This window comes from Streptomyces sp. NPDC058470 (assembly GCF_042721055.1).
In the GTDB taxonomy this organism is placed as follows: Bacteria; Actinomycetota; Actinomycetes; order Streptomycetales; family Streptomycetaceae; genus Streptomyces.
Genome location: NZ_JBHXMF010000069.1, coordinates 1 through 23,874 on the forward strand (window position 1 = coordinate 1; position 23,874 = coordinate 23,874).

The following is a 23,874-nucleotide window of genomic DNA, read 5'->3' on the forward strand; positions in this document are numbered from 1 at the left end:
CACCCACCATGCCGCTGAACACCACCGACAGAAAGACCTAACGGAGTCCTACTAGCCGACTAGCCGACTACTGGATCGACTCGGCTGAGGGCTCGTCCACCTTCCTCTCCGTCTCGCTTAAGAAAACGGAGATTGACTGGCCGCACCGGTATACGTGCTCAAGCACCTCTGTTCGGCATTCGGCCCGACACCTAGGCTCCTGTGCCGGGCGGGGAGCCGGAGCCGACGGAGTCGCTGGACGAGGGGAGTGCGTATGAGCAACGAACAGCTGCGGCGCGTGTACCGAAGATCCGGACTACCGGCGGGCTTCATCGTCGGAACGGGGTTCCTGGGGGTTGTCGCCCCGCTCCTGCCCGTGATGGACGAGGACCTACCGGGGTGGGGAAGGTGCTGATCTGGGCCGTCGTCGTCCCCTTCTTCGGCTGGTTGTACCTGGCGGTCAAGCGGTACGGGACGGTCGTCGACGTTCGCGGCACCCAGGTACGTGCCTTCGCCGACGGAGGCGGCTGGACTGGGCGGAGGTCCAGGACATCCGGGCCGAGCCCAATATTGTCGGGTACATGCAGAGCGGGACGCCGACCGTCATTGCCTACGCATACGGCCGGTACGGCGACCGGGTCCAACTGACGTACGTCGACGACCGCCATGTGGATGTCGCACGCGAGATCGACGTCATACACGCGGTGTGGCAGCAAGTGCGCTACAGGCGCTGAACTCCGAGTCCGGCCGCCGCACTCGTACCCGCGGATCTGTCCCGGTGGGAGTTGGCGGTCACTCACGGATTCATCGTGGTGTGGCGTCACCGGCGGAGTGGGGGGACGGCGCCTTTGACGTCGTCCCCCCACCGCTGTCCTCGGTTCTCGGTCCTCGTGGAGATCACGCCCAGCGGTTCCGGTGACCCCTTACCCCGGTCGAGGTGTCCGCGTACGACGACCGGCACCACCCGGTGGTCGGCTCACGCCGCGGCCGACCTCTGACCGCTCCCCCAACAAGACCACCCGTCCAGCGGCACCCCACCCGGCCCCCCACAAAAGGCGACACTCCGTCAGCGACCGCACGATGCGAGAGAGGACCGCCGCCCGGCGGAGCCCCACGGTCTGCGCTCTCGGGAGGATCTGCCATGACCGACAGTCTGGAGCAGTTGCGCCGCTGCCACTTCGCGGTCGATCTGGGCGCGGCGAGGACCCGTGTGTATGTGAAGGGCGCGGGGGTGGTCGTCGACCAGCCGAGTGTCGCCGCGATCAACACGAAGACGGGCGCGCTGATCGCGGTCGGCGAGTTCGCGGAGAAGATGACGGGACGTACGCCCGACTACATCCGTGTCGTACGGCCGGTGTCCGGCGGCACGGTCGTCGACATCGAGATGGCGCAGCGGATGCTGCGTCAGCTGCTCGGCGACAAGGTCCGCCGCACACTGCGCCGCAAGCCCCGGCTGCGGGCAGCGGCCTGCACCCCGCACGACGCGGACCCGCTGGCCCAGCGTGCCGCGATCGAGACGCTCGTGGGTCTGGGCGCGCGCCGGGTCGAGCTCGTCGACACGCTGATCGCCGCCGCTGTCGGCTGCGGGCTGCCCGTGGAGCGGCCCGAGGCCACCATGATCATGGTGTGCGGGGCCGCCGCGACCCAGCTCGCCGTGTTGTCACTGGGCTCGATCGTCACCGCCGAGCGCATCCCGGTGGGCGGTGAGGCCGTCGACCACGCGATCGTGCAGCACCTGCGCCACCAGCACGAGCTGATGCTGCCGAGTCAGGCCGTACGACCCCTGCAGCTCGCCCTCTCCGGAAACGGGCTCACTCCGCACGGCCCGGCGTCGACGGAGATCCACGGGCGGGACGTGGCGACCGGCCTCGCGCGTTCCGTGCAGGTCGACACCGCCGCCGTACGCGATGCCATCCAGACCCCGCTGACCGCCGTACTCGACGGCATCGGCAAGGTGCTGCGCGCCTGCCCGCCCGATCTGGTGGCCGACCTCGCCGACCGCGGGATCATGATGGTCGGCGGGAGCGCCCTGCTCCCCGGGCTCGACCAGATGCTGCGGCAGGCGACGGGCATGCCGGTGCACATCGCGGAACGCCCCGACGTCTGTGCCGTCCAGGGCCTCGGCTACATGCTGGAGGGCAGGATCGAGCCCCTGGTCCTGGACCCGCTGGCGGACTGACGGCCAGGCGCCGGAGGGGCCTTCGTCGAAGGCCCCGCACGGCCGATCCCGTGCTGCCGGCACCCCAGCGCCCCGCATGGGCGACCCCGTGTCGCCGGGGCACCCAAGCCCCCGCATGACCGAGCCCGCCCCCGCCGTCCAAGGCCCCGAGGCCCCCGTATGACCGCTCCCCTCCCCCGCCTCCCACCCCTCCTGGAAGCCGTCCTGAGCGTCGGCACCGACCTCGAACCGCAGGTCACGCTGCAGCACATCGTGGACGGTGCCGCCGAGCTGACAGGCGCCCGGTACGCGGTCCTTGACATGGCCGACCCGGGGCACGACGGACTCGCGGAGATCCGTGCGGCCGGCCGGTCCACCGGCGGGACGGGGCGGTCCGACACCTCTCTCGGCGTACCCGTCCGCGTCGACGACGAAGTGCTCGGGACTCTTCGTGTCGCAGACAAGGAGAGCGGGCCGTTCACCGCCGAGGACGAGCAACTGCTGCGTCTGCTGGCCACCCAGGCCGGCATCGCGATCGGCAACTCCCGGCTGTACGAGACGGCCCGGCAGCGCGAGCGCTGGATCGAGGGCGCGGCGGCCGTCACGACCGCGCTGCTCACGGGGGAGAGTGCCGCCGAGGCGCTGATGACGGTCGCCGAGCGGGCCCGGGTCCTCGCCGACGCGGCCGCGGGTGTCATCCTCCAGGCCACACCGGAGGGCGGTATGGAGATCGTGACCGCGTCCACCCTCGACGACCCGGGGGGCCTCGTCGGTACGGTCATCGAGCCGGGCAGCCCCGTCCTCGTACAACTCCTCGGCGGGGAGCCGGTGTTCATCGACGACTCGGCGACCGACCCGAGGATGACCACGCACGTACGGTCCCGGTTCGGGCCGAGCATGATGCTCCCCCTCCAGGCCGACGGCCGCCTCATCGGCACGCTCGCCCTCCCCCGCCGGCGCGGCGACCGGCCGTACACCCCGGTGGAACAGCTGCTGGCCACGCAGTTCGCCTCGCAGGCCGCGCTGGCGCTGCTCCTCGCGGACGCCCAGCACCGCCGCGAGCGGCTCGCGGTCTACGAGGACCGCGACCGGATCGCCCGCGACCTGCACGACCTGGTCGTCCAGCGGCTCTTCGCCACCGGCATGATGCTGGAGTCCACCCAGCGCCGCAGCACCGGCGGCGCGGCCGACGAGGGCGCCGATGTGCACGCCATCCTCGGCCGCGCGGTGGACGAACTGCAGTCCACGATCCAGGAGGTCCGCACCGCGATCTTCGCCCTCCAGCAGCCGCCCGCCGACGCCCCCACCACCTTCCGCGGCAAGGTGCTGCGCGAGACGGCGGGCACGGCGGCCGCCCTGGGCTTCCAGCCGTCCGTCCACTTCACCGGCCCCGTGGAGAACCGCGTCACCGAGCCCGTCGCCGGTCACCTGCTCACCGCTCTGCACCGCAAGCTGACCGCCGCCGCACACCGCGCCGGGGTCTCCCGCATCGAGGTCACGGTGGACGCGACGGCCACCCTGCCGGACGGGCGCTCCGGCCTCCGCCTGACGGTGTACGACGACGGCATCAGGGATGACGGGGAGGGCACCGGTACGACAGTCACCTGGCGGTCACCGCTGTGAGCGAGTGGCACCCGGCGAACTCACGTCTGCCCGACCGAGCCGCCGTACGGGGCGCAGGAAGGCGCAGGAAGGCAAGGCGCAGGAAGGCGCGGGAAACGGATTCAGCCTGTTGGCGGCGCTCCGCTGGCGAATGCCCCGAAACAGGCCAAACCTGAATTCCAGGAAGTGGCAACCCATGCATAGATCAACTGCTAGTCTCGGCTTCCTCTGAGCTTCCCCACCAACGAAAGCCATCAAATGAACCTCTCGGTGACGCCGGCGGCGCAGCACTCCGCCGCCCCTCGGTCCATGCGCCGGTCGCACACTCCCCTGTCGGCCATCGACCCGCTGGGGACCGCCGCCGTGAGGTCTGCCGGACGAGTGACGGACATCCCCGGACGACGTCCGGTCGGGCCGAACACTTTCAACTCGGCGCTCTAGGGCACACAGAATTCGACACAGGCGCATCCGGCGGTTCACGAACCCGCCCGGTGCGCCTTTGTCACGCACCGGAGCCTTCAACGACCTTGAGCTGTAGCGGAGTTCATGGTACGCACCACCCCGCTGCGCCACTATCGTTCCCCGGGTGAAGCTGCAGCAACTCGTCCTCAAGATCCATAGCAGATGCGACCTCGCCTGCGATCACTGCTATGTGTACGAGCATGCCGATCAGAGCTGGCAAGGGCGCCCCACCGTCATTTCCGAGGAAACGCTCGGGAAAGTCGCCCAGCGATTCGCGGCATATGCCGAATCACATGAACTGCCTTCTGTTTCCGTGATCCTTCACGGTGGTGAACCCCTTCTCGTGGGTCCCGTCCGTATGAGAAGCATCTGCGCGGAACTCACCCGCGTCATCACCCCGGTCACCCGGCTGAATCTTCATATCCACACCAATGCGGTACAGCTCAACACCCGCCATCTCGAAGTGTTCAAGGAATTCGGCGTCAAGGTCAGCATCTCGCTCGACGGCGACCGCGTCGCCAACGACCGGCACCGGCGCGACCGCAGGCGGCGCAGCAGCTACGACCGGGTGGTGCGCGCGATCAACCTGTTGCGCACCCCCGAGTACCGGCACCTCTACAGCGGACTGCTGTGCACGGTGGACGTGGCCAACGATCCCGTCGCGGTGCACGACGCCCTCGTGTCCCTGCGTCCGCCTCGCATCGACTATCTGCTCCCGCACTCCACCTGGGACAGCCCACCACCGAGGCCCGCCGACTCACCCGCCGCGTATGCGGACTGGTTGCTCAAGATCTTCGACCGGTGGGACCGGCAGGGCCGTACCGTCTCGGTGCGGACCTTCGAGTCGGTCCTGAGCACCCTGCGGGGCGGACCGAGCCTGACGGAGGCGATGGGGCTCGCGCCGAGCGATCTCGCGGTCGTGGAGACCGACGGCACCTTCGAGCAGGCCGACTCACTGAAGACGGCGTACGACGGAGCACCCGCGACCGGTTACGACGCCTTCCGGCACAGCTTCGAGGAGTTCGGGCAGCATCCCGGCGTACGCGCACGCCAGTTGGGCCTCGCGGGTGTCAGCGAGACCTGCCGCAGCTGCCCGGTGATCGAGTCGTGCGGCGGAGGGCTCTACGCGCACCGGTACAGCGGTGGCCACGGCTTCGACAACCCGTCCGTCTTCTGCTCGGACCTGCGGGCCTTCGTCGACGGCGTCGCCGAGCGGATCACCGAGCACACACTCAGCCCGGCCGTCCGCAGTGACGAGGAACTCCGGTTCGCCCAGGGCGAGTCGGTCCGGCGTCTGCTCGTCCGCGTCGCGGCCCGGCATGCGGGCGAGCCGGACTGGGACGAGGTGTGGCGGGCCTTCCTGGACCTGGACGGCATGGCGGATGTCACGCCGTACGTCGACGAGATCCTCGCCCATCCCTACCTGTACACCACGCTGAAGAACTGTCTGCACGACCGCGTCACCACCCCGGCGCCGCTCGGCTCGGCGATCACCGCAGTCGCCGTCCGCGCGGGGGCCGACGTCAAGCTCGCCTGGGACCAGAGCGACCCCGCACTGCACCTCCCGACCCTGGGCACCCTGACGCTCCCGAGGCCCGGCCGGGTCGAGGTCACGGTCAACTCGGGCCGTCTGCACGTGCGTACCGAGGACGGCACGGAGTACTCGCCCGAGGAGGCCCCGGCCACCTGGCGCCCGCTGCGATCCGTGCACCTCGGTGCCGACGCTCCCCTGCTCCTCGACGACGCCGACCCCCTCCGCGACTGCTACCCCGTCCCTGTCGCCGCTCCGCTGAGCCCCGGCGCTCTCGCCCGGTTCTGCGAACGTCTGGGGACGGCACACGAGTTGATGGACGCGCGTCAGCCCGGCTGGCGCGATGACATCAACGCTCTTCTCATCACCACGGTCACCCCGCTCGCGGCGGGCTCGGGGGTGCGGCTGGGTGCCCATGGCCTGGGCGCACTGGGGGTCGCCGTCGACTTCGAGCCCGAGGAGTTCGTCCGTGAACTGCCGCGCACCGGGCGGCTGGCCAGGCTCACCGCGCTGCGCGAGACAGCCGATCTGAACGTGCCGGGCAACCAGGCCGGACGGCTGCTCGACGAGGCGAGCCATGGGCTCGGCGACGCCACCTGTCACCAGGGCGAGCCGGCGGCGCGGGACGCCGCGCTGGCACGGGCGGGCCGCGCCCTGGATCGGCTGGCCACCCTCCCAGAGCGTGAACTCACCGAAACCGGCCGGGCGTTGGCGGACGAGCTACAGGCCGAGTGGGCCGGGCAGGCCGTGCGCCGAAGCTGATCGGAGCCCCGCTGCCGCGTGATCTCGCGACGGAACGGGAAATGGCGGGGAAAGCGGTGCTGCACTTCGGTACACGGGGGACACTGCCGACCGGGCAATGGTCCAGATGTCTGGATATCGCAAGGGATTGACGTGAAAGAGTCGACCCGTACAGGCCGACGGTCGGGAAGATTATGGGCTCCGGTCGGCCGACGTCCCGTAGAGCCGCCCGTCCACAGTCAGGGGGGCGCGTGGAGATACCTGATCGGGATCTGGGACGGGAACGGGTTTCGGACAACAGGCCCTATTTCTTCCTGAGTTACGCCCACACACCGCCCTGGGGGCCGGGCGGCGGCGACCCCGATCACTGGGTGCAGGTGCTCTACACGGATCTCTGCGACCACATCATGGCGCTCACGGACCTTCCGGCCGGCGCGCCCGCCGGATTCATGGACCGGGAGATGCGCTCGGGGGACGGATGGCCGGAAAAACTCAGTGAGAATCTCGCGAACTGCCGGGTGTTCGTACCACTGTTCTCGCCGCGGTACTTCACGAGCGAGAGTTGCGGACGGGAATGGTTCGCGTTCAACGAACGAATTCTGCGGGCGCGGGCCACCGGTTCCGGTGCCCTCCCCACCATCGTGCCCGCGCTGTGGACGTATATCGACTACGGCCAACTCCCGGATTCCGTACGGCATATACATGTGGATCACACCCAGTTCGGAGACCGGTACGCGGCCAACGGGATCTACGGGCTGATCAAGCTCAACCGGCTGCGCGACGAGTACGAGGAGACCGTGCTGGGGCTGGCCCAGCGGATCGTGCGGGTCGCCCACGAGTCCCCGTTGCCGCCCAGCAGGCCACGCCCCTACGAGCGGACGCCGAGCGCGTTCAAACCGCGCGGCGAGGGGCCCCGGCACATCCATCTGACCGTGGCGGCGCCCACCCGGCACAGCATCCCCGAGAACCGCGACACCCGCCCGTACGGCGAGGACGCCCAGGACTGGAACCCGTACCACTCGGAGTCGACCCGGCCGCTGCCCGCGCTCGCCGAGGAGCTGATCCGCTCGCTCGACTACCGGATCACGGTGTCGTCCTTCGACGACGAGGACCCCGGCGAGGACCCGGTGGCGAGCGACCCCGACAAGACGGCGCCGAGCCACCCCGGGATCCTGCTCATCGATCGCTGGGCGCTCAGCGACGAGGAACGGCGGCGCAGGCTCAAGGCGTTCGACGCGAACGCCCGCCCCTGGGTCAGTGTGATCGTCCCCTGGAACCGGGCCGACATCCAGTGCCACGGCGAGGAGGGCCGGCAGCTGGCGGAGGAGCTGGAGCGGACGCTGCCGGTGATCCTGGACCGGGGCCGGCGCACCGCCTCCCGGATTGCCGTCAACGGCGTACCGACGCTCAAGTCCTTCACCGACGTGCTGCCGGCCGTCGTCGCGCACGCGACCCGGCAGTACCTCAAGCACGCCGAGGCCCATCCGCCGCCGGGCCCGCCGCTCCGCAGGCCCCGCCTGACGGGCCCCACCCACCCGCTGCGGTTCGACAGCGGATCCGATCACGGAGGAGAAGCATGACGGCCGTGCAGGACGGACGCATCATCACCTTCTACTCGTACAAGGGGGGCACGGGCCGCACGATGGCCCTGGCCAACACCGCGTGGATCCTCGCCGCCAACGGCAAACGCGTCCTGACCGTCGACTGGGACCTGGAGGCTCCGGGGCTGCACCGCTTCTTCCATCCCTTCCTCCCCAACGCGCTCGCGGCGACCACCGGCGTCATCGACATCATCAGTGAGTACGCCTGGGCCGCGACCACCCGGATCCAGCGCTCCGGCCCCTGGCACCTGGACTACGCACACGTGGAACAGCACGCCATCTCGCTGACCCCCGAGCGGCTCGGGCTGCGCTTCCCGGACGGCGGCTCGCTCGACTTCCTCTCCGCCGGACGCCAGGACCGCTCGTACTCCGCGACGGTGTCGTCCTTCGAGTGGGACAACTTCTACGAACGCCTGGGCGGCGGACTGTTCTTCGACGCGCTGCGCGACGACATGAAGGCGTCGTACGACTATGTCCTGATCGACTCGCGTACCGGTCTTTCGGACAGCGCCGACATCTGCACCATCCAGATGCCGGACGTGCTCGTGGACTGCTTCACGCTCAGCGACCAGTCGCTGGACGGTGCGGCGGCCGTGGCCCGCAGCGTCGAGGCCGGATACGGCAAGCGCAGGATCCGGGTGCTGCCCGTGCCGATGCGCATCGACGAGGGCGAGAAGGAGAAGGTCGACGCCGGACGGGCCCTTGCCCGGCTGAAGTTCGACGGCCTGCCCAAGGGACTCGGCGGCGAGGAGCTCGACTCCGAGGATCTGACCGCGTACTGGGGCAACGTCGAGATCCCCTACCGCCCGTACTACGCGTACGAGGAGACCCTCGCCACCGTCGGCGACGAGAGCGGGCTCGCCAACTCGCTGCTGTCCGCCTTCGAACGGCTCACCGCGGTCATCTCGGACGGCGAGGTCACCTCGCTGCCGCCGGTGCCGGAGCCGGTGCGGCTGCGCTGCCGCGACGCGTTCCTGCGGCGTCGGCCGCTGACGACGGCCACCGATGTCGTCATCGCCTACGCGGCGGAGAACCGCATGTGGGCCGACTGGGTCGAGTCGCTCCTGGTGCGCGCCGGCTGCCACGTCACCCCGCACGACATCGCCGCCGGGCCCGTCGAGCACCTGGACACGGCCACGCGCACCCTCGTGCTGCTGTCGAACGCCTTCAGGAAGTCCCGGTACGCCGACACCGTCTGGCGCGCGCTCATAGAGTCCGGCGGAGGCGCCCCCGGGGTGCCGGGAGCCCAGCTGGTCCCGCTGCGGGTGGACGAGATCCGGCTGCCCGAGACCTACCTCGACCACAACCCGGTCGACCTGCACCGACTCGACGAGACCCAGTGCGTCAGCGCGCTGCTGAGCGCCCTGGAACTGGCGGGACTGCTCACCGACGACGGCGAGTCGGGACCCCGCTTCCCGGGTATCGCCCCGGCGATCTGGAACGCACCCCAGCGCAACAACACCTTCACCGGCCGCAACGCCATCCTGGACCGGGTCCGCGACCAGATCGGCGGCGGCATGTCCATCGTGCTGCCGCAGCCGCAGGCCCTGTTCGGGCTCGGTGGCGTCGGCAAGACGCAGGTGGCGCTGGAGTACGTCCACCGGTTCATGGCCGACTACGACCTGGTGTGGTGGATCTCCGCCGAGGACACCGGCAACGTCGTCGCCTCGCTCGCCGACCTCGGGGCCCGCATCGGCGCACCCAGCCGCGACGACATCAACCTGGCCGGCCAGGAAGCCGTCCAGATGCTGGCGCGCGGGGCTCCCACCAAGCGCTGGATCCTGGTCTTCGACAACGCCGACGACCCGTCGGAGCTCACCCGCTACTTCCCCAAGGGAGGCGGCGGCCACATCCTGGTCACCTCGCGCAACCAGGCCTGGGCGCAACAGGGGGTGTCGCTGCCCGTCGACGTGTTCCTGCGCGAGGAGAGCGTGGAGCACCTCACCGGGCGCGCCTCGGGGCTCAGCGCCGAGGAGGCCGACCAGGTGGCGAGCGCGGTCGGCGATCTGCCGCTCGCGGTGGAGCAGGCGGCGGCGTGGCTGGCCGAGACGGCGACACCCATCAAGGACTATCTGCGGCAGCTCGCCGAGCAGACCACCGAGGTACTGGACCTCAACCAGCCCCCGGACTACCCCAAGACGGTGGCCGCGACCTGGAACATCTCCATAGCGCGGTTGAAGGAACGTTCCCCGGCCTCCGTACGACTGCTGCAGTTGTGCGCGTTCCTGGCCGCGGAGCCGATCTCCTCGACCCTGCTCTACAGCAAGGAGATGATCGACGCCCTCAGGCCGTACGACCCCGCCCTCCAGGAGAGTCTGCTGCTCGGCCGGGTGATCCGGGAGATCGGCCGGTTCGCGCTCGCCAAGGTCGACCAGGTCAGCAACAGCATCCAGGTCCACCGCCTGGTGCAGGCCGTGATCCGCTCGCAGCTGACCGAGGAGGAACAGCGGGAGGCCCGGCACGTGGTGCACACGGTGCTCGCGGGTTGCCGGCCGGACGGCGACGAGCCCATCGACGACCCGGAGAACTGGCCGAGGTTCGCGGTCATCTGGCCGCACCTGACGGCCTCCGACGCCCGCAACTGCACGGATGCCGGCACCCGCCGCCTCCTCATCGACCGCGTCCGCTACTTCTGGAAGCGCGGCGATTTCCCCGGTGCCCAGCAGCGCGCCGAGGCGCTCCTCGCGGACTGGAAGCCGATCCTCGGCGAGGACGACGTGCAGTACCTGTATCTGCGCTCCCAGCTCGGCAACATCCTGCGCTCCCAGGGGCTTTACGTCGAGTCCCGCGAGATCAACACCGAACTCCTCGATCGCCAGCAGAGGGTGCTCGGACGCTCGCACCCGCACACGTACGTCACCATGTCCAGCCTCGCCAGCGACCTGGCGGCCCTCGGCGTGTACGGGTCGGCCGTGGAGTTCGCCCGCGAGGCACACCAGGGTTTCAGTCAGATCTTCCACGAGTCCCATCGCCGGACGCTGAGCGCGGCCAACAACCTCGCGCTCGCGCTGCGCATGGTGGGCCGCTACGGCGAGGCACGCGTCCTCGACCAGGAGACCTTCGACCGGCGTACGGAGGTCCTGGGCAGCGACCATCCGTACACGCTGTCCTCGGCGGGGCACCTGGGCCGCGACCTGCGGGAGGTCGGCCGGTACACGGAGTCCGTGTCACTCCTGTCACGCGCGTACGAGTCCCACAAGCGCATCCTCGGCAAGGAGTTCCCCGGCACGCTGAGCTGCGCCAAGTCGCTCGCGGTGTCGCTGCGCAGGGCGGGCCAGTTCGAGGACGCCCGCCGGCTCACGACGGCGACGCGCGCGCAGTACCGGGCCCAGTACGACGCGCACACGCCCGACTCCCTCGCCTGCGACCTGAACATGGCCGCCGATCTGTTCGCCGCCGATGAGCGGGAGGCCGCTCGCGAGGTGGCCAAGGAGGCGCTCGCCGAGTACATGAAGGTCCCGGGCGAGGCCCACCCGTACACCCAGGCCGCGCTCAACAACCTCGGGATCTTCCACTGGGGCTGCGGAGACGCGGAGGAGGCGGAAGCGGTCTTCCGTCAGGTCCTGCGCCGCATGGGTGAGGTGCTCGGCGAGCAGCACCCGCACACCCTCTTCACGGGCATCAACTACGCCAACGTCCTCGCCGACCAGGGGCGCTTCGAGGAGGCCCGGGAGCTGGAGCAGAAGGCGGTGGACATCCTCGGTTCCGTGCTCGGCCCGCATCACCCCGAGACCCTGGCCATCGTCAGCAACTCCGCCCTGACACTCTCCGCGCTGGGCCGCAAGGACGAGGCGCGCCGTCTGGGCGAGGAAGCGCTCGGCGAACTGCGCACGCTTCTGGGCGACGAGAACGGGATGACGCGGATCGCGACCGCCGGACGACGCATCTACCGGGATCTGGAGCCGTTGGCGGTGTGACGGCCGTTTCTCAGCCCCTCGGTTGGGGCTTGCTGGGACTGGAACCCGGCCAGCCCCTCGGTTGGGGCTTGCCGGGGCTGGAACCCGGCGCCTTGGTGGTGGCTTCCAGCCCCGGCAAAGGCGCCTTTGGTGGCGGCTTCGCTCAGTCGGGCGGGTCCGCGAGCAGCCAGCGAAACACCTTCGGCAGGGCCCGCAGCGCGGCGAAGTGGGCGGCGGTCGGTTCGAGAACCGCCGTCGCCCGGGGAATCCGCGCGGCCAGCCAGGACGCGTGGGACGCCGGTGAGAAGACGTCCTTCGCCCCGTGCCACAGCATCACCGGCACCTCGATGTCCGCCGGATCGAACCCCCAGTCCCCGGTCAGCGCGAGCGCGTCGTCGATCCACCCGTACGGCGACTGCCGCAACGCCTCGATGTAGTTGCGCAGCAACATCGACCGGATGGTGTTGTCCGAGACGATCCGCCGGTCGTCGTCGGTGAGCTCCCGCCGCAGCTCCTCAAGGAGCCACGCCGGATCATTCCGAATCGCCGCGGATCGCGGAATCAGCCGGGCCACGAACCGCTCGGGATCGGTGAACGCGGTCTTGAACTCGTTCACGTTCGACGGCGCCATCCCGGCGAACCAGTCCAGCCCCTCCGCGTCCCGCGGCGCCAGTCCGACCAGCGCGGCGGCCCGGGTCACCCGCTCCGGCATCAGAGCGGCGCAGGCCAAGGCGTGCGGAGCACCCCCGGAGCGGCCGGCCACCGCGAACCGGTCGAGGCCGAGCGCGTCGGCGACGGTGGCCACGTCCTGTGCGACATCGGCGACGCGACGCCCCGGCTTGCGGTCGGAACCGCCGTATCCGGGACGGTCGTAGCTGATCAGCCGCGTGCCGCACTGGTAGAGGAACATGGACCGCGGCCGGGGTCCGACCCGGCTGCCGGGCATGCCATGCAGCAGGAACACCGGGCGCCCACGCGGATCGCCCGAGATCTCGACCCGCAGAAGCCGGCCGTCCGGCGTCCGCACATGGTCATGCACCGCGCTCCCCCCTCCCTCGGTCCTGACGGACCGGGACAAACGCTGCCCGAATCCTGCCCGCGCGCCCCCGGCACGAAACGAATCCGCAGGTCAACGCCGCCTCATATCAAGCCACTTGGACCCCTCCCGCAACAGGCGCACCGCTCCGGGCTCACCGGCGAGCGGGACCTCCACGGTGGAACCGGCGGCAACCGCTCCCCCACCCCGTCGGCCACGTCGAGCGAATCCGCACCGGGCCGCTGGATCGCCCCGCTCTTCTCCGAACCCGTCAGCTGCGAACCCGTCAGCTCAAGAGTTCGGCCGCCCACGACCTCCCGTGCCATCCACCGGCCGGCGCACCGACGGGCCGCTGCACCCGCTCCTGGGCAGCAGGCGGACCGAGTGGCGGGGTGGACCTATCTCCACCTGGAAGAGGGCTGCTGCCACCACTGACCGGGCCGTGCCCGCCGCCTAGCTTCGAGGCATGGACACCTCACGACGTCAGTTCCTGACCCGTACGGCCGTCGGCGCCGCAGTGGTCGCCGGTGGCTCCTTCGCCGCCGGCCCGGCCTCCGCACTGGTCGATCCCCCGTCCGGGGACGCCACCGGGACCACCCGGACCACCGCCCTCACCAACGTCACCGTGATCGATGTCGCGACCGGCCGCCGGAACAGCCGGCAGACGGTGCTGATCCACGGTGACCGGATCGTCGCCGTCGGCCGGAACCTGCCGGTCCCCCGCGGCGCGACCACCATCGACCTGCCCGGCAAGTTCGTCATCCCGGGCCTGGCCGACATGCATGTGCACGCCCTCGACACCGACGAGGTCGACCCGCCACTGCACCTGGCGAACGGCGTCACCACCGTCCGGGTCATGTCCGGCGACCCGATGACCTACGACTGGCGTGACCGGATCGACGCCGGCACCCTGCTCGGACCGCGGATGGTCGTCGCCAGTCAGATCATCGACGGCGACCCGACCCTGTGGGACCCGAACCTGCTGTCCGTCCTGGTGGTGCGGGACGAGGCCACCGCCCGGGCCGCCGTACGGCAGGTCAAGGCCGAGGGCGCCGACTTCGTGAAGGTCTACTCGCGCCTCGGCCCGACGGCGTACGAGGCGATCCTCGACGAGGCGCGGCGGCAGGGGCTGACGGTCGCCGGGCACGCGCCCGACCAGGTTTCGATCCCTGCCGTCGCCGCGGGCGGGCAGCGCAGCATCGAGCACATCCATGCCGTCGCCCTGTCCGTGTCCAGCCAGGAGGCAGAGGTCCGCCGTCAGCTGCGGGCCATCAGCCTCAGGACGGGCGACTACAACGGCTGGCTCCGGCAACTGCATCCGATCGAATGGCTCGCGGCCGGCACCTTCAGCAGCGCCCGCGCGGCCGATGTCCTGGGTCGGCTGAGGCACCGGAACACCCGGGTCACGCCCACTCTGGCGATGCACCGCGTGCTGGACATGCCTGACTACACCGCGCCGGATCCGGCGACGCTGAAGTACCTCAGGGAGGACTCGCTCGGCATCTACGACTACGTGGTGGAAAACCTCTGCAAGGCCAACCGTCCGGCTGAGGAGATCGCCCGCCAGCACCAGATGTGGGAGTACCGGCAGCGCTTCGTCCGTGAACTGTTCGCCCATGACGTGCCGATCCTGGCCGGAACCGACACCGGTACGCCGTACTCCGTGCAGGGGTTCGCCCTGCACGACGAGTTGGAGCTGCTCGTCGGAGCCGGCGCGACGCCCCAGCAGGCCCTGAAGGCGGCGACCGTGGAACCCGCACGATTCCTCGGCCTCGGCGATGTCCTGGGCTCGGTCGAACCACGCAGGATCGCCGATCTGGTGGTCCTGGACGCCGACCCGCTGAACGACATCCGCAACACCCGGCGGATCCATTCGGTCGTCACCCGCGGCCGGGTGATCTCCCCGCAGGCGCGGCAGAGGATGCTGGCGGACGTCGAGGCAGCGGTCAGGAACCCGGTCTCCGGGGCAGCTATTGCTTCCGGTGGATGCTGCGGAAGGGGAGTTTGAGGAACCTCCAGGACAGCTGTCACCTGCCGGTTGCCGCCCGTCCAGGGCGCGAGGCCGACCCGAAGGGCGGGGTCGGCCAACTGGTGATGCACCGCCATGTCCCGTGCGAAGCCCGCGTCCACCGAGTCCTTGCGTGGTACGGCCGCGGCGCTGCCGCTCGTCGGCCACACCAGCACCGCGAACACCGTGACGGCCGCGAGCACGGCGGCGAGCGACCCGCCGGTCAACAGCCGCGACAGCCGCGACAGCCTCCTGACATGCCGGTCACCGGTGTCCTCCGCGTACTCCCGCGTCTCGTCGTCACTCACGAGGACTTCCCACCCGTGCAGGTGGCACCCGGCTCCGGGGTCTGCGCGCCCTGCACGTACTTCTCGAGGAACTCGGCGACCCGCGCGTCGGACTCCTTCGTCACGTTCAGCTGGTGGCCCCAGGCCGTCAGCGAGATCGGCGAGGACTGCGCCTTGTAGGGGCTCATCAGCGTGTACGGCGTCCTGTCCACCTTGGCGGCGAGCGCCTCGACGTCGGCGTCGGCTGCCTTGTCGTTGTAGGTGACCCAGACGGCGCCGTGCTCCAGGGAGTGCACGGCGTTCTCGTCGCGCAGTTCGCCGGTGTAGACGTCGCCGTTGCAGTTCTGCCAGACGGGGTCGTGGTCGCCGCCGACGGGCGGTGTCATGGGGTAGGTCACGTCCTTGTCGACGTGGTTGCGGGTCAGCTTCGACCAGGTCTTCTCGCCGGAGACGGGCGCGGCCTTGACCTGCTCCTTCTCGTTGGCGGCATCGACCAGGTACCAGCCACCGCCCAGCACGCCGACGAGGATGGCTGTGGAGGCGACGATCGTGATGATCCGGTTGCGGCGCTCGCGGGCTCTTTCGGCGCGGCGCTGTTCTTCTATTCGGGCGCGGCGGTCGGCAGCCTTGGTCCGGGAGTTGGCGGAACCCATGGTGAAGTCCTTTTCGTACAGCGGAAGTTGACGGATGCCGGTGAATGGGGTGGAACGGGCATCCGGTCTAGGTCCGCAGGACTTGAAGGACGTGCAGGTTCGGCGGGCGCGGGGCGGCCCCGTACACCGTGGTCCGTGCCGGGACGCGGGCCGGCAAGATGTCCACCTGGACGGGCACGCTTTGAGGCTGCGGGTGCGGGCCGGGGCCGGTCGTGGGGGTGTCCAGCACCCACTGGGCGCCGCACCGGTTCTGGGCGGGGGCTGCACAGACGTGCTCGCGGTCGGCGCCGTCCGGCCCCTGGTACGCGGACGACATGGCGGCGACGGGCTGCACGGCGGGCCCATGCGTACACAGGCACGCCACACCCAACACCGTGGCCAGGGCCACCAACAGGCCCAGCACCACCGAGCCGGTACGGCGCCGCACAGTCATCGTCAGTCGCCTGCTTCTTCCGGTCAGTTGAAGGAACGCCTGGGGCACCCTGCCTCACACGTACGGCTCGGAGTCTACGAAGTGGTCGCCGGATGCGCGGAGGCGGCTCCGCCCCTCGGCGAACCAACGCCGTGCGGCGCTGGAACGGGCGGGGTGGAGTCATCGTCGGTCGATGCACCAAGGATCGGGTGGATCGGCCGCCCATCACGGCGATAGCCTGCAGCCTCCAACTGGGTTGGGGAGTGAGAGGCGTGTCATGCCTGAACCGTCCACAGGTCTCCAGCGCCCCCGCGCAGAAAATCGGTCGAGCGATCAGCCAGAGACGACCGATTCCAAAATTGCAGAGCGTGGCGGTGGCCCGGGCCATCCACTCGGGACGGTGTTCCGGAGCGAGGACCTGCCGGTGGAAGACAGGTTCGATCACTGGCGCGAGCTGATCGGCCGGACGCACGCGCCCAGTGACATGACCAGTGAGTACGCCGCCGAATTCTGGGCCGAGCAGCGGTTACTTGAGCTGGGGCCGGTGACCGTGTGGCCGGCTTCGTTCCGGCCGGCACGGTTCCGGCGGACCGCGCGGATGGTGCGGCAATCCGACCCGGAGCTGTACCACTTGTCGCTGGTGCTCGGCGGCGGCTTGGGTGTCGACCACGCCGGGCAGACCGCCATGCACGGCCCGCACGATCTGTATGTGGTCGACACCTCTCTGCCCTACGACGCGCGGCCGCCGGACGATCCGGACTGCCGCATGATCACCGGGGTGGGTGTGGAGTTCCCCAAGGTGCTGCTGCCCTTGTCACCGAACCGGGTACGGGAGCTGTTGGGAGTGCGGCTGTCGGGACGGGAAGGAACGGGCGCCCTGCTGACCGGGTTCCTCACCGGCCTGGACCGGCAGTCCAACTCACTCCAGCCGTCCGACGGGCCACGCCTGGGTACGGTCCTACTGGACCTGCTGTCGGCCTGGTTCGCCCAGGTACTCGACACCGAGGCCGCCCTGCCGCCGGAGACCCGCCACCGGGCCATGACCGAGCACATACGGGCGTTCATCCGCCAGAACCTGCACGACCCCGAGCTGACACCACCCACCATCGCCGCCGCGCACCACATCTCCCTCAGCTACCTGCACCGCCTCTTCCAGGAAGAGGCACGGGGCGAAACGGTCGCGGCCTGGATCCGCAGCCAGCGACTGGAGGGCGCCCGCCGCGACTTGACGAACCCCGCGCTCCACGCCACCCCGATCCACACCATCGCCACCCGCTGGGGCCTCCGCCCCTCCGACTTCAGCCGCGCCTTCCGCGCCTCCTACGGGCTCCCACCCAAGGACTTCCGCCTCCAGACACTGGCTGTACGGGAGTAGACGCAACGCCGGGTGTCTGTGGACTCAGTGCGGATGACAGCCTCCGCCGCCACCTCGCATCCGGCGGGACGCGCCCGATAGCCGGTCAGCAGAAGCTGAAACTGGGCGAGTCGACCGCCAGTCAGGTCCACGGTGAGCCTGATCACCCTGGACAACGGAGGCCTCTCGTCTGAGCAGCGGCTGAACTCCTCGCCGGAGGTCATCGAGCCACCCGCGAGGAGACCACCCGCCGCCGCATCGAGGCAGGCCCCGATGCGGCAACACGGCCGACCCAGGAACGCGCTATCCGCAGCAGCCCCCTTCGCGCAGCTGTCGGCTGACCTCCTGCCAGCGGTCCTGGTCCCGCGCGGCGAGTCGCGCACCGGCAGCCTCCCCATCGAAGGCGTGGATCAGGTCGGACTGGTCGAAGGGCACGCCGCCGCGCAGGACGGAGTCCGTACGGACGAGGGTGTCGAAGCCGGTGAAGGGGTCGCCGTCCACGATCACCGCGTCCGCGAGCTTGCCCTCCGTGAGGGTGCCGAGGTCGTCGGCACCGAAGACGCGGGCCGGCAGGACTGTTGCCAAGCGGAGGGTGTCGGCCACCGACAAGCCCGCGCGATGGAGGCCCGCAGGGCCATGTGGAGGTGAAGGCCGGTGACGGTGACCGGCTGGTCGGTGCCGAGGACGACCAGGCCGCCGGCGTCGAGGATGCGGCGGTAGACCGCCGTTTCCCGGTCCAGGGCGCCCAGTTGGTCGGCGGTGGGCGGCTTCGCGGCCAACTCCTGGACGGTGGTGATATCCCATGGGGGCATGAGGGTGGTGACGCGCGGATCGTCCGCGAGAGAGGGCTGCTCGCCGACGAGCGGCTCCGCGGTGAAGGGGGTGGCGATCATGTGGAAGTCCGCCCCGGCGGCGGTGTACAGCTCGATGAGGTCCTGATAGGCGCGGCCGGTGGCCGAGGTGGCGTGGCCGTACTCCAGGCGCTGGGTGGCCTGGAGGTGGATGGTCAGGTCCTGGCCGACGCGGATGCCCGGGACGCACAGATGACCACCGCTGCGGACGCCCAGGCGCTCCCGGGCGAAGGCCGCGGCCTCCTGCATGATCCAACTGGGGGCGCGGACGTAGGTCTTGACGAAGTCCCAGTCCAGCGCCTCGGCGCGAGCCAGGGAACGCCGCAGACCCTCCCGGGTGCTGTGGGTGCGGTTCACGGTGTAGTAGGTGCGGGAGCCTTCGAGGACTTCCCCGGAGCTGAGTATGCGGGGGCCGGTGAGGTTGCCGGAGGCGATGGACTCGCGGACGCCCGCCTGTTCGTAGGCGAAGCTGCCCATGGATACGGCGGTGGCGATGCCGTAGGCGAGGTAGAGGGCCGCCTGGCGTCCGCCGTACTTGGTCGTGACGTGCGTGTGGCAGTCCCACAGCCCCGGAATCACGGTCTTGTCGGCGGCGTCGACACGGCGGGCGGCCGGGCGGCCCGCGCGGTGGGGTTCGACGGCGGTGATACGACCGTCGCGGATGAGGATGTCGACGTCGTCGCGCACGGTGTCGCCGGTGCCGTCCCAGAGGCGCCCGGCGTGGAGCACGGTGTCCTGCGCGCGCGGGCGGCGGTAGCCGAGGGAGACGGAAACGGTGTGGGGACGGCCGCCGTCGACCGGGATCGTGCGGGGTGTGCCGGCGGACAGGTAGAGGATCTTGCGGGAGTCGCCGGACCAGCTGGGGTGGTCGGCCGCTTCCGTGGTGAGTTGGCGCGCCTCGCCGGTGGGGGTGCCGTCCGCGGCGACCGGCAGGAGCCACAGGGCGGAGTCGGCGACGACGGCGAGCCATTGCCCGTCGGGGGACCAGACCGGGCCGGAGGCGTAGCGGTCGGACAGGGCGTAAGGGGTAGCCGCGACACCAACGTGCGCTGGTGGACCTGGGCCGGCTACCGGGCCAGCGCCACCCTGGCCGCCACCCTCACCACGATCGCCGATCCCCTCCAGAGGCCGACAGACACCTGCATCCGGCTTCGCGAGGAAGTGACACCCGCCAAATGGAGCAAGGCCGTCTCGGAGGGCGCCGATCAACTGTGCCTTCCCGCAGTGGATGCGCGTGCGCTGAACGGCCTCAAGTTCAGCGCCGCGCTGCCAACCCGGCTCGCGGAGGCCACCCTTGCCGCTCGACTCGCGGATCTGGTCGGTGCGACGGATACGCTCAGAGGACCGACCAGGTTCATGGTTCTAGGACAGTAATGTGGGCGTCGATCCATGACAGGCTAACGGGCCGAAACATGGACCGGCTCGAGGAGATCAGGCTCGCACATCTCGCTGCTGAACTTCCTTGAGTACTCCGGCCACCGTCGCGAAGTCGTTGTCCACGTGGAGGACGGTATGACCGTGGTGGACCGCGGTCGCACACACCAACAGATCGATCGCTCCTGCCGCGCGGTGCTGGCCCAGCTGGGTCAGCTTGTACTGGGCGGTGTCGACCCAACGCCAGGCACTCTTCGGCACAGGAGAGAGCAAGCAGAGTGCGTCCAGCTCCTCCGCGAGCTCGTCCCGATGAGACGGACTGGTTGCCGAGTAGAGAAATTCGGCACGTGTCGGCTCGCAGAGGTGGAACACCCCGGCGGCGATGTGTCCCTCCCACGGCGGCAAGGCACCGGGAGTGCGGAACAAGTACCACAGGGCGGAGGTGTCGAGCAGGTATGTGATCACTCGAAGGCCTCGCGCCGGGCACGCTTGCCCGCGTCATGCGCCGCCGCGGCCCGCTCGAACTCGCCACGCGCACCTCGCGCGGCCAGCTTTTCGGCAGCATCGAGACGCTTGATCCGTGCCACGTAGTCCCGCAGGGCTGCGTTGACCGTCTCCTTCTTCGTCGTGACACCCATCAGCCGCATGGCCTCGGCGAGTGCTTCGTCATCGAGATCAATCTGCGTGACGGACATCGAGCACCTCCAGCATCCATGATGTATGCCATCAAGATACATCACCAACATTCGACCGCACCACTAGTTGAGGTCACCCACCGAAGATGACCGGACGAGGTCCAGGCGCACCCTGCACAGGCCGTTGCCCAATAGCCGCCAAATGGCACGGCTCGACCACTCGACATCCACCAGAGGATCACCACCGAGGCACTGCGTGCGGAGCACTCTCAACAGGCACCGGGCCTGGGGTCAATCTCAACATGGCCTGACATGTCCGGTTCTGGGAATTCGCGGGCCTCAATTTCGGCCTCAACGTAGCCAACCCATGATTGAGCATGACCGCCAAGATCCTTCAAGTCGCCCGACCCCCACCGAAGTTGCTGGTCAGATCGTTTCTTCCCGCGTAGCGGAGAGTGGGGCGGGTGGGACTTGAACCCACGGCCGACCGATTATGAGTCCCTTGGGGATCTTGGCGCCCTTGCCGATCATTGCCGATTCACGCCATTCTTGCAGGTCAGACGTGCTGATCAGGGTCAGCCCTGTGCAGTGCTTGTCGGTCTGTTCCTGTCCTTGTGGCCCCTCAATGGCCCCTGAGCGTGCTTGAGTTCGAGGGGGCGCTTACAACCGCAGCAGTCCGGGTCCGCCCAGTTCGGCCAAGGGGATATTGCCTTCGCACAGCGGATTTCCCTTCCAACGAGCAGCGGCTCCGCCCCTCTGGTCGGGCGAAGCCTTTTGGCCGTGGCCGCAGGCCAGGACATCTACGACAGGCTACTGACAGGTGACGGACTACACCAGGCGAGTTGCGTCCGTCACCGACCCTGGCGCAGCGCCCGGCGAGACAATTCCTCCCGTCGCAGAAGTACCGCCGCGGCCCGGAGCCGGACCACCACCGCCGGAGCTGAACAGCCGCTCATCCGGGGCTGGACCACAACCCTGGACAGATCAACCGCATCGGATGTCTGGACTGCTTCCTCCGGGACCAATCCGTCCCAGCATCAAGCTGTCCAAGTCAACGGGGGAACTCGACCTCGGCGACGTCGGCGAGCTGTACGCCATCGACATGGACGACGAGGACGTCGGGACCGTCGGCGGCCTGCCGGCCAAGATCCTCGACCGCGTCCCCGGCGCCTCGGCCGTGGTACCGCTCCCCGAGGACCCCTCGTACCCCTACCCGCCCGACAGGCTGCGGCTCACGGCGGAGACCGTCGCCGGGCGCCGCAACCAGATCGGCGCGCTGCTGGTGGTGCCGGTCACACCGGTACCACAAAGCACATCCGGGAAGCCGATGCGTGAGGGTGGCAGGCCGGTACGCCCCCGGCTCACCCGGTCCGGTAGCGCGGGTCGGCCACGATGTCCGTGAGGTAGAGCCCGACGATCCGCTTGGCCTCCGCCAGCATCGCCGGGTCGCCTTCGGGGGCCGTGCGGAAGGCGAGCTGAAGCAGCGCGTCCGCGGCGCACACCCCGGCGCGGCAGGCTGTGGCCAGGGCCGGGCCATCCGTCAGGTCCTCGCGGGCGACCAGGATGCGGCGCACTCCGTCGGCGACCCTGTTGTTGTTGGCGGCGTCGGCGAGCAGCAGTTCAGGCGTGAGGTGGCGGCCGATCCGAATGGCGAGGTAACCGGGGTGCTGCCGGTAGAGCTCGACATAGCCGTCGAAGACGCTGCCGATCAGCTCCGGCCAGGGCTCCTCACTCGCGCGCTCCACCAGTCCGGCGATGGCCGCGGAGAAGGTGTCCATGTAATGGCCCGTCACCGCGGTCAGCACGGCGGACTTATCCTCGAAGAACTGGTAGAGGCTGCCCGTCGACACCTCGCTCTCCGTGGAGATCCGGCGCATGGTGAGCGCCTCGACCCCCTCGGCGTCCAGAATCCGCCGGGCTGCTGCGAAGATCGCCTCCGCCCGGGCCTTGCTGCGGGCCTGTTGCGGTGCCTTGCGCAGGCCGGCGATCGTCTTGGCTGGCGTCATGTGTGATGGCCTCCGCCCAGAGTTTACGTGGCCCGGCGCCCCCCGGAGGTTCAGCGGGCGGCCCCGGTGACCGGCAGCCTGGCGAACCCCCGGACGGTGATCCAGTCGCCCCGGACGGCCGCCCCGGCGGCGCGCAGCCTCGGGATGCGGTCCAGCAGCAGTGGCAGGGTGGTCCGGGCCTCCAGCCGGGCCAGCGGTGCCCCGAGGCAGTAGTGGGGCCCGCCGCCAAAGCTGAGGGGCTTGATGCCGGGCCGGGCGGGGTCGAAGTCACCAGGGCGTTCGTAGCGCCGGGCGTCGCGGTTGCCCGCGCCCAGGAGCAGCAGCAGGTTGCTGTCCTTGGGAACGGCAGTGCCGCCGATCACGACGTCGCCGACGGCCCAGCGGCCGGTGAGCTGGATGGGAGAGTCGTAACGCAGCACCTCCTCGACATAGCCTTCGGCGGTACGGGGCTCATGGCGTAGCGCGTCTTGCAGATCGGGCCGGTCCAGCAGCAGGGCCACGCTGTTGCCGAGCAGATTCGCGGTCGTCTCGAACCCGGCGACGAACAACAGGATCAGGTTGGCGTGCAACTCGCGGTCGCTGAGCCTGCCGTTGTCGGCGTCCCGGACCCGCACGAGGGCGCTGACCAGGTCGTCCTGCGGGCGGCGTCGTCGCTCGGCGACCAAGTCGGCGAAGTACGCCAGGAGTTCGTCGGCAGCCCGGTCCGCGGCGGTGAGGGCGTCCGGCGTGAGCAGCGGGTCCATCACCTTGCCCAGGTCGTGGACCAGGGGCGGGAAGCGCCCGAGGTCCGCCGACGGAATGCCCAGTAGTTCGCCGATGACCCGAACCGGCAGCGGGTAGGCCAGTTCGGCCATGAAGTCCGCACTTCCGCCGTCCGCGCACAGCCCGGCCAGCCGCTCCACGAGGTCCGCTGCCAGCCGGTGCACGGTCGGGGCCAGGCTCGCCATCTGCCGGGCGGTAAAGGCCTGCGCCATCAGCCGCCGTACCCGCAGGTGTCCGGGGGCCCGGCCCATCAGCATAGAGTCCGCGAACACCGTGATCGACGGCAGTCCGGCGATCTCCTTCCTGTTGCGGGCATTAAAGGTCGCGTCGTGCACCTCCAACGCCGGCTCACGCAGGGTCTGTTGCAGCTCCTCGTACCCGGACACCACCACGAGCCCGCCGTCGACCGGTGCCACCGGGCCGGTCGCGTGCAGCGCCGCGTAGTGCGGATAAGGATCCTCCCGGCCCTCGGGCGTGAACAGCGCGAGCAGTGTGTCCTCGATCATCGGATTCCCCCCGTGACGGC

The 23,874-nt window shown here is 69.8% G+C and carries 16 protein-coding genes and 1 pseudogene; 9 read left to right on the forward strand and 8 right to left on the reverse strand.

Annotated elements, in window-relative coordinates:
- The first annotated feature begins 560 nt into the window (after window positions 1-560).
- From ACFWP7_RS36100 to fxsT, 6 genes are all read left to right on the forward strand, one after another.
- Window positions 561-713, forward strand: coding sequence for a hypothetical protein (locus ACFWP7_RS36100; RefSeq protein ID WP_384390646.1), 153 nt, complete (start codon window positions 561-563; stop codon window positions 711-713).
- A gap of 407 nt (window positions 714-1,120) precedes the next feature.
- Window positions 1,121-2,158 carry a rod shape-determining protein gene (locus tag ACFWP7_RS36105; protein ID WP_384390649.1) on the forward strand — a complete coding sequence of 346 codons (1,038 nt, stop codon included), beginning with the start codon at window positions 1,121-1,123 and terminating at the stop codon, window positions 2,156-2,158.
- Window positions 2,159-2,317: 159 nt separating this feature from the next.
- The gene (locus ACFWP7_RS36110) at window positions 2,318-3,760 is read left to right on the forward strand and encodes a GAF domain-containing sensor histidine kinase (protein ID WP_384390652.1); all 1,443 of its coding nucleotides are present in this window, start codon (window positions 2,318-2,320) and stop codon (window positions 3,758-3,760) included.
- Window positions 3,761-4,325: 565 nt separating this feature from the next.
- Window positions 4,326-6,494, forward strand: a complete 2,169-nt coding sequence (gene fxsBH, locus ACFWP7_RS36115; RefSeq protein WP_384390656.1) for a radical SAM/SPASM protein FxsBH, inactivated beta-hydroxylase extension form — start codon at window positions 4,326-4,328, stop codon at window positions 6,492-6,494.
- A gap of 230 nt (window positions 6,495-6,724) precedes the next feature.
- Entirely contained in the window at window positions 6,725-8,053 is a 1,329-nt protein-coding gene (locus tag ACFWP7_RS36120; protein WP_384390658.1) for a TIR-like protein FxsC, read from the forward strand.
- Entirely contained in the window at window positions 8,050-11,991 is a 3,942-nt protein-coding gene (gene fxsT, locus ACFWP7_RS36125) for an FxSxx-COOH system tetratricopeptide repeat protein (protein ID WP_384390661.1), read from the forward strand. Before ACFWP7_RS36120 ends, fxsT begins: the two co-directional genes overlap by 4 nt.
- Before the next feature lie 142 nt (window positions 11,992-12,133).
- Here the strand turns inward: fxsT and ACFWP7_RS36130 are convergent, their stop codons facing one another.
- Window positions 12,134-13,009: an alpha/beta fold hydrolase gene (locus ACFWP7_RS36130; protein WP_384390664.1), complete on the reverse strand. Its 876-nt coding sequence runs from the start codon at window positions 13,007-13,009 to the stop codon at window positions 12,134-12,136.
- A 463-nt stretch (window positions 13,010-13,472) separates the two neighbouring features.
- Here ACFWP7_RS36130 and ACFWP7_RS36135 point away from each other — a divergent pair, with 463 nt between their 5' ends.
- Window positions 13,473-15,014: an amidohydrolase family protein gene (locus tag ACFWP7_RS36135; protein WP_384390667.1), complete on the forward strand. Its 1,542-nt coding sequence runs from the start codon at window positions 13,473-13,475 to the stop codon at window positions 15,012-15,014.
- 304 nt (window positions 15,015-15,318) lie between these two features.
- On the opposite strand, the gene ACFWP7_RS36140 is transcribed toward ACFWP7_RS36135, so the two are convergent.
- Window positions 15,319-15,954, reverse strand: a complete 636-nt coding sequence (locus ACFWP7_RS36140) for a DUF3105 domain-containing protein (RefSeq protein WP_384390670.1) — start codon at window positions 15,952-15,954, stop codon at window positions 15,319-15,321.
- A gap of 67 nt (window positions 15,955-16,021) precedes the next feature.
- The gene (locus ACFWP7_RS36145; protein WP_384390673.1) at window positions 16,022-16,387 is read right to left on the reverse strand and encodes a hypothetical protein; all 366 of its coding nucleotides are present in this window, start codon (window positions 16,385-16,387) and stop codon (window positions 16,022-16,024) included.
- A gap of 403 nt (window positions 16,388-16,790) precedes the next feature.
- On the opposite strand from ACFWP7_RS36145, the gene ACFWP7_RS36150 reads away from it, so the two are divergent.
- Complete coding sequence (locus ACFWP7_RS36150) at window positions 16,791-17,741, forward strand: AraC family transcriptional regulator (RefSeq protein ID WP_384390676.1); 951 nt, start codon at window positions 16,791-16,793, stop codon at window positions 17,739-17,741.
- Window positions 17,742-18,023: 282 nt separating this feature from the next.
- On the opposite strand, the pseudogene ACFWP7_RS36155 reads toward ACFWP7_RS36150, so the two are convergent.
- The 3 genes and pseudogenes from ACFWP7_RS36155 to ACFWP7_RS36165 all read right to left on the reverse strand — a co-directional run.
- Window positions 18,024-19,606, reverse strand: a pseudogene (locus ACFWP7_RS36155) (amidohydrolase family protein); the annotation flags it as partial.
- A gap of 396 nt (window positions 19,607-20,002) precedes the next feature.
- Window positions 20,003-20,410 carry a PIN domain nuclease gene (locus ACFWP7_RS36160; protein ID WP_384390678.1) on the reverse strand — a complete coding sequence of 136 codons (408 nt, stop codon included), beginning with the start codon at window positions 20,408-20,410 and terminating at the stop codon, window positions 20,003-20,005.
- Window positions 20,407-20,640, reverse strand: a complete 234-nt coding sequence (locus ACFWP7_RS36165) for a type II toxin-antitoxin system VapB family antitoxin (protein WP_384390681.1) — start codon at window positions 20,638-20,640, stop codon at window positions 20,407-20,409. Before ACFWP7_RS36165 ends, ACFWP7_RS36160 begins: the two co-directional genes overlap by 4 nt.
- Window positions 20,641-21,577: 937 nt before the next feature.
- Here ACFWP7_RS36165 and ACFWP7_RS36170 point away from each other — a divergent pair.
- Entirely contained in the window at window positions 21,578-21,982 is a 405-nt protein-coding gene (locus tag ACFWP7_RS36170) for a hypothetical protein (protein WP_384390685.1), read from the forward strand.
- On the opposite strand, the gene ACFWP7_RS36175 is transcribed toward ACFWP7_RS36170, so the two are convergent.
- Both ACFWP7_RS36175 and ACFWP7_RS36180 read right to left on the reverse strand, forming a co-directional pair.
- The gene (locus ACFWP7_RS36175; RefSeq protein WP_384390687.1) at window positions 21,942-22,586 is read right to left on the reverse strand and encodes a TetR family transcriptional regulator; all 645 of its coding nucleotides are present in this window, start codon (window positions 22,584-22,586) and stop codon (window positions 21,942-21,944) included. The genes ACFWP7_RS36170 and ACFWP7_RS36175 overlap by 41 nt on opposite strands.
- 50 nt (window positions 22,587-22,636) lie before the next feature.
- A complete protein-coding gene (locus ACFWP7_RS36180; protein ID WP_384390690.1) occupies window positions 22,637-23,854 on the reverse strand; it encodes a cytochrome P450 in 1,218 nt (405 codons plus the stop codon).
- Window positions 23,855-23,874 lie beyond the last annotated feature (20 nt).